This window comes from Tolypothrix sp. VBCCA 56010, assembly GCF_050875635.1.
Lineage (GTDB): Bacteria > Cyanobacteriota > Cyanobacteriia > Cyanobacteriales > Nostocaceae > Hassallia.
Genome location: NZ_JBPAOH010000197.1, coordinates 1 through 11467 on the forward strand (window position 1 = coordinate 1; position 11467 = coordinate 11467).

The 11467-nt window shown below is 44.0% G+C and carries 8 protein-coding genes and 1 pseudogene; 3 read left to right on the forward strand and 6 right to left on the reverse strand.

All coding sequences use genetic code 11. From position 1 onward, the window contains the following. Positions 1-111: 111 nt before the first annotated feature. From AABK37_RS36875 to AABK37_RS36885, 3 genes and pseudogenes are all read right to left on the reverse strand, one after another. Positions 112-1251 carry an FAD-dependent monooxygenase gene (locus AABK37_RS36875; protein WP_432556409.1) on the reverse strand — a complete coding sequence of 380 codons (1140 nt, stop codon included), beginning with the start codon at positions 1249-1251 and terminating at the stop codon, positions 112-114. Positions 1252-1488: 237 nt separating this feature from the next. Further along, positions 1489-3114: an adenylate/guanylate cyclase domain-containing protein gene (locus AABK37_RS36880; RefSeq protein ID WP_432556410.1), complete on the reverse strand. Its 1626-nt coding sequence runs from the start codon at positions 3112-3114 to the stop codon at positions 1489-1491. Positions 3115-3972: 858 nt separating this feature from the next. After that, positions 3973-4192 (reverse strand): annotated as a pseudogene (locus tag AABK37_RS36885) (TonB-dependent siderophore receptor); the annotation flags it as partial. 255 nt (positions 4193-4447) lie between these two features. On the opposite strand from AABK37_RS36885, the gene AABK37_RS36890 reads away from it, so the two are divergent. Beyond that, positions 4448-4555: a DUF4351 domain-containing protein gene (locus tag AABK37_RS36890; protein WP_432556415.1), complete on the forward strand. Its 108-nt coding sequence runs from the start codon at positions 4448-4450 to the stop codon at positions 4553-4555. 172 nt (positions 4556-4727) lie between these two features. After that, positions 4728-5618, forward strand: coding sequence for an Rpn family recombination-promoting nuclease/putative transposase (locus AABK37_RS36895; RefSeq protein WP_432556411.1), 891 nt, complete (start codon positions 4728-4730; stop codon positions 5616-5618). 179 nt (positions 5619-5797) lie between these two features. Here AABK37_RS36895 and AABK37_RS36900 read toward each other — a convergent pair whose 3' ends face one another. Together AABK37_RS36900 and AABK37_RS36905 are read right to left on the reverse strand one after the other, a co-directional pair. Next, a complete protein-coding gene (locus AABK37_RS36900; protein ID WP_432556416.1) occupies positions 5798-8419 on the reverse strand; it encodes a TonB-dependent siderophore receptor in 2622 nt (873 codons plus the stop codon). 167 nt (positions 8420-8586) lie between these two features. Continuing rightward, positions 8587-9546 carry a helix-turn-helix transcriptional regulator gene (locus AABK37_RS36905; RefSeq protein WP_432556412.1) on the reverse strand — a complete coding sequence of 320 codons (960 nt, stop codon included), beginning with the start codon at positions 9544-9546 and terminating at the stop codon, positions 8587-8589. Between the two features lie 111 nt (positions 9547-9657). On the opposite strand from AABK37_RS36905, the gene AABK37_RS36910 reads away from it, so the two are divergent. Beyond that, on the forward strand, positions 9658-10764 hold the full coding sequence (locus AABK37_RS36910; protein WP_432556413.1) for an Rpn family recombination-promoting nuclease/putative transposase: 1107 nt from the start codon (positions 9658-9660) through the stop codon (positions 10762-10764). Between the two features lie 127 nt (positions 10765-10891). Here the strand turns inward: AABK37_RS36910 and AABK37_RS36915 are convergent, their stop codons facing one another. Further along, positions 10892-11371 carry a hypothetical protein gene (locus AABK37_RS36915; protein ID WP_432556414.1) on the reverse strand — a complete coding sequence of 160 codons (480 nt, stop codon included), beginning with the start codon at positions 11369-11371 and terminating at the stop codon, positions 10892-10894. Between the last annotated feature and the right edge of the window lie 96 nt (positions 11372-11467).

Genomic DNA, 11467 nt, shown 5'->3' on the forward strand with positions numbered 1-11467 from the left:
AAGTTGCGGTTGCACTACTCGCAACCGCCAATTTGTGATTGGCGATCGCATGAATCAGCAGGTGCATAGCACTTGGATTCCCATAACCCGCAACTTGGGTTATCTAGTTTGTTAAACCCTGTAAGCTTGAAGGGCATTAACTTTCTTCTTCAAGACTGCTGTAGGTAGCAACTTCATGAATATTTCCCGTAATGCCACAGCAGCAGGATTTTCCCATTGACCAAGTTTCGCTGCTTGTAAAGACTCTTCAACAATCATTTTGGTGCGAGCAAACCTTTGTGATTCATACTGTTCAAAAGCAGCTTTCGTGTCAGATGCAAGCAAACACTTGGTAACAGCAATCGCATCTTCAACTGCCATGCACGCACCCTGTCCTAAAGTTGGCAGTGTTGGATGTGCAGCATCACCCAGCAAGGTGATGTTTTGCTGACTCCAAGGTTGAGTAGGCACGCGGTCATAAAGGTCGTTCCTGAGGATGTTTGCTTCATCTGTAGCCGCAATCAATTCAGGAATAGGCTGACACCAATCTTGAAACATCAACTGAAGCTCTTTTTTACGTTCGATCGCTGCGTCAGGTTGTCCCTCGCTTGCTTTAGCTGCTGCATACCAGTACATACGTTTTTTGCCAATCGTCACAAAGCCGAAGCCTTTGCCATAACCTAAAAATTCGCGGATGAAATCATGACGGTGTGCGCTGGGGATGTAATCAGTAAGACCGCGCCACGCCGTAAAACCACGATATATCGGTTTGCCATCACCTAAAAGTTGCGATCGCACACGCGAATTCAAACCATCCGCTCCAATCAAAGCATCGCTCTCGACAATTAAGCCGGAAGCAAAATGAATGCGAACTTTATTTCCTACTTGCTCAAACCGCTCAAATGTTTGACCGAAAACAAAGCGCGAGCGTGGTAAGTTACGCCACAGTATAGCGTGCAAATCGGCACGATGGATGCATATAGCTGGAACCTCGAAATGGTCAACCGGCAAAGACATCAACTCCTTACCACTTTGCGAGTTAAATTGATAGCGTGTAATCTGTTGACTTACAGATAATATGTCTTGCAACACACCTAAACTTTTCAGAACATGCGTAGCGTTAGCCCAAAGAGCCACTCCAGCCCCTACTTCCCGCAATTCGGGGGTTCGCTCGTAAACGCTAACATCAAATCCGGCATGATAAAGTGCAAGCGCGGTTGCTGCACCACCAATTCCTCCACCAATAATGACAATTTTCTTTGCTGTTTGCATTTGCTTAATTTTTTACAAGATAGACTTATTACTTCAAAGATAAAGAGGGTTTGTATCGAGCTGTTTTAGAGCGATCGCTCTAAAACAGCTCCAAACAAATCAACAATTAGACTTGGATTAACTTTCACCTGAAATAGCATTAAAGAATTGTTGATTCATCACAATTGACCATTGACTATTGACTCTTGACCAATCATGTGTTTGACCACTAACACCTAACAACTATCCACGCTCCTCCTAACAACTTCCCAAATCATGCATCTTTGTCTGATAAACTTTGACTAATCGATTGATTCCTTTAAAACGATAATGTCCCATCTCTTGAAAATCACAGCGTTGGGAAAGCATTTTATAAGTAACTTCACTGATGACACATTCACTAGGAGGGCAAACTGCTTCCATCCGCGCCGCCAGATTAATAGTTGCGCCTAAAGCTGTATAATCTACTCTTTGGGAACTGCCGACATCGCCAACGACAGCTTTACCGCTGTTAATCGCAACACGTAATTGTAGCGATTCTTGCCAAAAATCATTGGCGTTAAGCTGTTCGAGACGAGTTAACATACCTTTGGCAGCAGCGACGGCTCTATCTGCATGATCTAATTGCGGTTCCGGTGCGCCAAAAAATGCCATAATACAATCGCCAATATATTTATCTAAAGTGCCGCCCCAGCCAAACACTTCTTGTAACATTTCTTCAAATAAATTATTCAATAATTGAGCAACTTCTGTTGGTGTAACTCGTTCAGAAATTGCTGTAAACCCGACTAAATCGGCAAATAAAATGCTGATTTCAGTTTCTACGGGTGCTAAACGACCATTAGGCAATCCTCCCACAGATATCAACTGTTGCACAACTGCGGGAGAATGATAGCGTTCTAATCTGTGACGAATCACTTCTTCAGTTTTGAGTTTTTCTACCAACAACCAACGTTGGACGCTAGAAGCGACAAGATTTGCTAAAGCTGAAAAAAAGCTCAATTCTTCTTCGCCTTCATTTCCCCAATGATAAGAAGAAAGGGTAGCATCAGCATAAAGAACGCCGACAACTTTATTTTCATCCCATAAAGGTACAGCCATTGCGCTGCGAATGCCTTTGACTAAAATACTGTGTTCTCCAGCAAATCGTTCATCTTTTTGAGCGTCAGCAGTTTGAATCGCGACTTTTTCTGCAAATACTTTTTGGCAGATACTACGACTAATCCAACTGCCATCGGCTGCTAAATTTCGTTGTTGGGAAGCTTTTCTAGTAGCAGAGTTCATTAACTCTAGTTTACCGCTTCCATGCACATCAATTAACAATGCCAAGCGATCGATACTGTCGAGGTAACGAAAAATAACTTGCTGCACCTGTGAGAAAATTTCTTCAATAGATGCGGCTGCACACAAATTCTTGGCTATATCTACTAAGTCTTTGAGTCGGGCAATGGTTTTGTCTTTATTAGTTGTCTCGCCGTCCTTACCGTTGGGTTCTATCCATTTTTCTTGCAATTGTTGGACATTGCGAAGAATTGTTCTTTGTTCAGCAACTTCCTGTTGTCTGGGGCTGAGTGGCGGTTCAGTATAATCTGCATACAGCACTAGTAAACTAACATCGCCCAGCCAAACAATATCGCCGTGCTGCAACTTTTGAGGAGAGGTAACAAGACGTTCATTTAATTGCGTCCCGTTTTTGCTGCCCAAGTCTTCAATAGTCCATAAATCGGCGGCAATTTTCACTAAGCGGGCATGGCAACGAGAAACTCCCCCAAAAGGTAAGTAAAAGTCACATTCGGGCAAACGTCCGATGGTGAATACATCTTGATTCACCGTCACCGTTGTGTCGTTATCTCCCTCTTGTAGGCGTAGTTTGAGTTCAGTCATACAATGATAGATTAATCCACTCCCAGCTGGGGTGCAAGCAACCAATACGGTAAAGGATACGCCAAGGGTTAGCCCTTCACTATTTCTTTATGACACTGTTAAGGGCTTTCGACAACTATATGTAGTAAATGTGACCGAACCATGCTTTCTATGCAGGGGACTTTCTTGCAGGGGGAGGGAAGAAAATCAGTCTTTGGGGAAGCCCCCTCTCATAGTGCAACTAGGTAGAGGTGCGAACGTTTTTATTCGTGGAAGCTCTCCCTTTCCCCTCATCCCCCATTCATGCGAACATATTTATTTGTGGGATTTCCCCTCTGCTCCCTACTCCCTTCCCCTCTGCCTCTTCGTTGACCAAGCCCCGTTGGGGCGGGGTGTAGGGTGTGGGGTGTGGGGTGTAGGGAAAGAGATAGCCCCAACAACCAGTGGGAAACATACGCCCCGTCTTTTAAGACGATTGCGTTGGTCTCTTAATCATACGCCCCGAAGTGCGCCGTCTTCTCCCTTACACCCTAACCATGCAACCCCACACCCTTCTTGTTGACAGTCGGATATTCTTCAAGCGATCGCGCCATCTAGGACTAATTTTTTTAATTCTTTTGCAGGTTGTATCCAGGGCTGTTTCATTCTATAAGAAAGGAATTTTGTCAATACCATGCATTGATAAATATGTGGGTACAAGTGATGAAAAAATAACTATCATCGCTAGAAATATAAGTGCGATTCGGCTTTAGCCGTTAAGCGAAGCTTATCGCTCGCTTTTCATCAGTTTTATACCAATTTTTTTACTGCCTCAACGCTTGACACTGTAAGCCTTTTAAGGAATGAAACAGCCCTACTTTTAAGGAGGATAATGGGGGATCAAAACTCCCAAGAAATCGTGCCTTGCACTGTGAATGGCGCACCAGGATTAACGTATACCCGACCAAAGGAGAGGGAAGATTCAAAGTAATCGACACTGAAGAGATTTCTAATATTGAGGGCAGCACGAGGCGCGATCGCGCCTGTAAAAAATTGCGGTATCCGTCCGCAGATAGCTGGGGAGTTGAAAGCTATTGGCTAAATCCGCTTGCCGCTCTCCGAATTAAGAGTGCGTAGGCGCAGCCCGCCGCAGGCATCGCCATTGTCTGCCAGATAACTAGAGTAAGCGTAGACGCTGCATCGGTGAGGGAGTCGCAGGGAAAGGACGCCACTTGACGCCAGTCGCCTCACAAGTCGGGAGACCCGCCCACGGCGCTGGCTCCTTTATGCCGGGAGACCCGTCCACCGCAGTGGCTCCGATCAACCGTCGATTGCAAACTCCCTCTCCCGTTGGGCTTGTCGTTAGACATCGCTCATCTTAGATTTACCTTTAACAGTTCTAGAAGATTTAACCGAAGCACTGCTAGACTTTACCAGTTTAGCTGATGTGTCGGTTTGGTTAGAAGCAGTTGAAAATCAATAGTGCGTAGGCGCAGCCCGCCGCAGGCATCGCCATTTTCTGCAAGATAACTAGAGTAAGCCTGCGTAAACGCTGGCTCGGCTTGTCGTTAGATATCGCCTATCGAACCGATACAGTGCATAGATGCATACCCTATGATTAAATGTATCGCAGGATAAATTTAATAGAATGCTTCATGCGCCGAGACTCGATATTTTACAAACTGTTTCAACAATCCCCGACTTTGCTATTTGAACTATTGACAAATCCGCCCACAAATGCTGATGCTTATCGATTTGATTGTGTAGCTGTCAAAGAACCCAAATTTGAAATCGATGGTGTATTTCTGCCACCAGAAAACGCCAGTCCAGGTACTGTATATTTTTGTGAAGTGCAATTTCAAAAGGATGAACAGCTTTACGAAAGAGTATTTGCAGAATCCTGGTTATATTTCTATCGTAACCGTGCCAGATTTAGCGATTGGCAAGTAGTCATTATTTACCCGTCACGTAGCATTGAGCAGAGTGATATTTATCCTCATCGCTCATTACTCAATGGTGGACAAGTACATCGGGTGTATTTGAATGAATTGGGAGATATTCGCTCTTTACCTGTGTGGGTGTCATTGATGGTGCTAACTACAGTGGAGCCAGAACAAGCAACAGCAGAAGCCAGGTATTTGTTGACAAGAACCAGTCAAGAAGTACCTGAAACGACGAGTCGCGCCATAATAGAGATGCTGACAACCATCATGGTGTACAAGTTTGAAACATTAAGTCGAGTCGAGGTAGAGTCGATGCTAGGAATCACGCTCCAGGAAACGAGAGTTTATCGAGAAATCAAAGAAGAAGGACGCGAAGAAGGACGCGAGGAAGGACGCGAGGAAGGACGCGAGGAAGGACGCGAGGAAGAGGCTGCTAAACTCGTTATCCGACTGTTGACTAAGCGATTTGGAGAATTGCCTGTGGAAATGCGATCGCTCATCTTAGATTTACCTTTAACAGTTCTGGAAGATTTGAGCGAAGCACTGTTAGATTTTACCAGTTTAGCTGATGTGTCGGTTTGGTTAGAAGCAGTTCAAAATTAAGAGTGCGTAGGCGCAGCCCGCCGCAGGCATCGCCATTTTCTGCAAGATAACTAGAGTAAGCGATCGCCAGTGCCGCCTTTTGCCGATGCTCGCTCACTTCTGTGCAATGCCTCGGATCACATACCAAAATTTATTGGGTTATTTCGAGTAGCTTCATGAGCTATATCTACAAATTATCATCAAAACTCCCAAGAAATCGTGCCTTGCACTGTGAATGGCGCACCAGGATTAACGTATACCCGACCGAAGGGGAGGGCAGACTCAAAATAATCGATATTGAACAGATTTCTAAAATTGAGGGCGGCGCGGAACCGCTCGCGATTGTAAAAAATTGCCGCATCCGTCCGCAGATAGCTGGGGAGTTGAAAGCTATTGGCTAAATCCGCTTGCCGCTCTCCGACAAAGAAGAAGCCCACGCCAAAGCCAAGACCTTTCCCGAAACCGCGCTGAATTTCATAGGTCGTCCACAGGTTGAAGGCATTTTCAGGGACATTAGCCAAAAGATTGCCCACAGGAAGACTGTTATCTTCTGTGATTTGGGCATCGGTGTAGGCATAGCCTGCAATGATGTTCCATCCCGGCAGAATTTCGCCGCTAATGCTGAGTTCAACACCCCGGCTGCGCTGTTCCCCTGTTTGAATCGAAAATTGTCCTGGAGGTACATTGGGTCTGGTGTCTGCCGTCAAGAGACCGCTAAGGGTGAGATCGTAGAAGGTAAGAATTGCCGAAAGTCGGTCATTCAAATCTGCCTTGACCCCAACTTCATATTGAGTGCCGCGCTGTGGTTCAAAAACGCCACCACCAAAGGCAGTGCCAGCAACTGGGGTAAATGAGCGACTGTAGCTGGCATAAAGGGAAATGGGCTTGATGGGTTGGTAAACAATGCCGACACGTGGACTAAATGCATCCCCCGATAGACTGGTGGTATTTGTCTGAAAACGATTGGTTGCCTCAAACAGGTCAAACCGTCCGCCCAGCAATAATTTCAGATTCTCTGCCAGCGTCACCTGATCTTGAATATAAATTCCCAAAGAATCTGTTAATTGTTCACCATCAAAAGAGAGGGTGGAAGAGCCAGTAACACGCCCATATACAGGGTTAAATATGTCTAATGTTGTCCGCACAGTACTAGACCGCTCAAATGCTAAAAACGATCTACTTAGATCGACACCCAAGAGTAGCTGGTGGTCAATTGACCCAGTTGAGAATCTGCCAGTCAGGTATGTGGCTAAGTCATAGTCTTCGTAATCGACAGTATTAATAATCGCATCACGATTTAAGGTTCGATTGTCGGAGGCAAGGCTATCATTTATAATGTAAAACTCATTTCCAGGTTCAGCTCTTTGAAATTTTGCTCGAAATGCATTTTGTAATGACCAGTTGTCGCTGAACTGATGCTCCAATCGATAGCCTATTCTACCAACAGTTTGATCGATAACGCCTTCAGGCTCACCAGTTAAAAGATCGCGCGGGACGCGACCATTGGGGTTAGGAAGTACTGTACCGGCTGCTGGTAAGCCTTGATAAGCAACTGTGCTGTTTTTTGTGTAGTCGCCCTCTAAGATGAAGCGAGTGCGCTCCCCAATTGCAAAACTCACGATTGGTGCGATCGAGAAGTTACTTTTTTCAAAAAAGTTAATGAAGCTGCCTGTATCCAGATAGGATGCATTGAGGCGATACAAGACTGTCTTGGAGTCGTTTAACGGTCCAGACAAATCAATCTCACCCTGGTAGAAGTCAAAATTGCCAATGGTGGCATCAATGGCATAGAAGGGATCGCGCAACGGTTGTTTCGTAACCAGGTTGATGGTTCCCCCTGGAGTGGCTTTCCCGTAAAGCACGGATGCGGGACCTTTGAGCACTTCGATTCTTTCAATGTTGGGTATTTCTGTGAATATATCTCCACCCTCTCTTAGTCCATCCCTGAGAAAACTGCCAAAGCCGCGGGCTGAGGTTGTAAAGCCTCGAATGGTAAACTCAACGCCTCTGAAGCCTTCTGGAGTAGTGAGTGAAGTTACCCCAGGAACGTTTCTCAGGGCTTCATTCAGGTCAGTGGCGTTTTGATCGCGCAGCACTTCTTGAGGTACGATTTGAATCGATTGGGGAATGTCACGCAGTGGAGTGTTGGTTCGCGTTCCCACACTGGTATTCGGTACGCTATAGCCGTCTTGTTCACCCGTCACGACTAATTCAATCGGTTCATCACCTTGTGAGTCAAGTGGTTTCTCCGACGGTGTTTCACTTGCTGGCTTTTCTTGGGCTTGTGGTGTTTGAGGTTGTTGTAGTGGAGAAGTCGCAGTTGTCGCAGAAGTTACACCAAAAACCAGCCCTGCATCATCATCAAATAACTCAACCGTTGGTATAGCTGCAACACCCACCACCGTCACTCGCACAGTATTTGCATCAATATTCGTAACTGTTATCTCAGTAATTCCTGCAAGAGGTTTTTCCGAACGAAATGTAAAAGCATCACCGTTCGGTAGTCGTAACTGCCCACCAGATACATCGACGATAAAATTATTACCAACACTGCGATTTGCAACTTGCAGTTGAGTTCCAACAGTTGTCTCTAAAATTATCTCCACACCTTTATCTGTGGGATTCGCTTTCACCCCCGTAATTGGTACAATTCCTGATGTAGGCGTTGCTTGTGGGGTTGGTGATTGCGAAAGCAACTCACTAGCATTAGTGGCTGGAAGTTTAACTTCACTCAGTTGAGGAATTCGCGTAATTGCTGCTTGCTCATTCTCTTTCACTTGAGCCTGTACAGATTGTGCTATCAAAACTGGCAGAAAACTCATTCCCAACCACAGGCAAATACTAGACGACAACCGCTGAATTCTCACAATAATTCCCCACACTCCAATAACCAAAACTCTCTTTATAGAGAAGATTTCTTAATAAATCTGAAATGTAGATTAGAGGAATTTGATGAGTCGCGTCTACCCCAAGACAGAACTAATCATCGTCAAACAGACTTTTTCCCCAATAAGCACTGACTGGGAGAGATGCCAAATTTACGTTTAAAAGCAGCACTAAAATGTGTGGGATTGGAATAACCTGTCATAAGAGACACTTCTAGCACCGTGCGGTTTCCCTCTCTGAGCCAACGTTCTGCTCGTTCCATGCGTCTATCTGTCAAATAACTAAATACGGTATTACCAAAGAGTTGCTGAAAACCACGTTGCAAAGTGCGATCGCTCACCCCTACCATTTGTGCTAACTCTAATAATGATGGTGGATTCTCCAAACGAGAAAGTAAAATTTCTCTAGCTTGATATATTTTCTCGACAGTTCCAGCTCTAAATCGCGGTTGTAGTTGCACTCCACCTAAATCGGTAATTATCGGAGTTAACTGCAAGCGGATCAATTCTTGTACTCTCGTCTGCAAAAACATCCGCTTGCTGATTCCTTGATAGGGACAACTAATAATTTGTTGTGCTACAGAGTGGATAGCAGCTGTCTTTTTGAGAAATAACATTGTCTGCCAATCATTACCCCTTGCGAATAAGCTGAACTCGGAAGGAATTTCACCATCCACTGTCGGGAAAAAAGTTCCTAATAGTTCAGGTGGCATGTGAATATCAAAGCATACAGTCCTTTGGCATTTCAGAGTCTCCCCAGTCCATGAGCGTTGAACGCCAGCACCAGAGATGAGTGTATCGTCTGCGACATTTCCTAAAAGCGAGACACTAAATTGCAGGGGATGATTCCATTCAGGTATTTTCACCAATACATCATCGTGATATTCATAGTCCGCAATTGTCAGCCAGACATTGGGATACACTTCAATAATTCGCTCATAACCCTTGCCGAGTTGCCTGGGTACTTGACAAATAGATTCATCAGGCTCTGGTCTTTGTAGGCTGTTGATTGCAGATTCTGCCCACAGTTCCAACTCCTCTTTCCGTGTCAGCGTAATGGTCATAATTACTAGAAGTCAAAATTAATGATATAAAATTTCAATAATTTTACTACATTTGACCCTGACTTTTGATTGAAAGGGAACTTTTAGCCTTGGTAGATAGCCATCCTTTTGATGTGTTTGTTACCTGAATTAGTAAGCAATGAAAATCACGCTCAGATTTTGGAGTTTGATTTGGGGCGATGCCTAACGGCAAGCCCAACGGGAGAGGGAGTTCGCAATCGACGGTTGATCAAAGCCACTGCGCTATATGCGGGTTCCCGGGCAGCCGTGCAAGTGGCGTCCTTTCCCTGCGACTCCCTCACCGCCAAGAGCGTCTACGCTCAACTAAAATTAAAAGATAAGTCATCACTAGACGCGATATCAATGCCCAGCGTTTTCATCAATCCTAAGACAGATTTTGCTTTCAAAAAAATCTTTGGTTCTAAACAAAGCAAAGATATTTTGATTAGTTTTTTGAATGCGATTCTTTACAACGAGCAAGATGCTATTCAAGATTTAGTGATTCTTGACCCCTATCAAGCACCTCGGATTAAGGGGATTAAAGACTCGTATTTAGATGTGAAAGCAACCCTCTTGGATGGTAAAACTGTAATTATTGAAATGCAAGTATTAAATGTTTTAGGCTTTGAAAAACGAGTATTGTATAATGCAGCTAAAGCATTTTCCATTCAACTGGGAGTAGGAGAAGACTACACATTACTCAATCCAGTAATAGCATTAACAATTACAGATTTTGAGATGTTTAGCGGGAATAACAAGGTAATTTCACGCTATCGGTTGAAAGAAAAAGACGATTTGAGCGATTACAGCGATGATATTGAATTGGTGTTCGTGGAGTTACCCAAGTTTACCAAAGAACTGGATGATTTAGAATTGTTAGTAGACAAATGGTTATATTTTTTGAAAGCAGCCAATAAACTGGAAACAGTACCAGCGAATCTGGGAGAAATCCCGGCGATTAATCATGCGTTTTTGGTGGCAAAACAAAGTAAATTGAGCCGCAAAGAATTGGAAGTGCTGGAGAAGCGTGAGATGTTTTTACATGATAACCGTAACGCAATTTTGAAAGCACGACAACAAGGACTACAAGAAGGACGACTTGAAGGAGAAAAACTCAAAGCACTGGAGATAGCGCGATCGCTATTAGATTTATTAGATGAAGAAACAATTGCCCAGAAAACTGGTTTAACTGTGGCAGAAGTCCGACAACTGAAGTAGCCAGAAGCGATCGCCATGTTAATTCTGAGTTGATGGCGTAGACGCTAGATAGGCTTGTTGTCAGATATCGCCTAAAAGTGTATTAAAGAACAACAAAAATTAGACTTAACCTTTGTACCCGATCTACTTACTCATCATACTTTTTTAATATTCTTTGCGCTAGATTGCGGTTATAGTCTTTCTCATCATTTTCAGCAATTTCCTTTATTTTAAGAATTGCATCATCAGGTAGACTGATTGCATCTAGCGCTTTTAAAATATATTGTCTTACTTGTGGAGCCGGGTCAGATAAATTCTTTAATAAATGTGGTATAGCTATTTCACAGCTTGTTTTGAAGCTTTTAGCTAGTTTATTTATCGCAGAAGCCGCAAGTCGTTTTTCGTCAGATGAGCTATTAGCATCAAAATATTGGAGAAGATAATCAATAGCTTCTTCTCTATTTGACTCACCTAATTCAAAAACACTCCAGTTAGCCATTTCGTCAACTAAATTATTTTCACAAAAAAGTTTGGCTGCGGTTTGAAAGTCCGCTATTGCACTTCCTTTATCATTTATAGCGTTTCTCGGTTTAATGAGGTACACCCGTAGGGGCACGGCAGTGCCCATTGGTGTCAACTTAAGAAGATAAAACCCAAATTTGTTGGGTGTAAGCGTCAATCTCTCGATGACGCTTACGCCTGGCTTTGACTAATCCAAACAGTT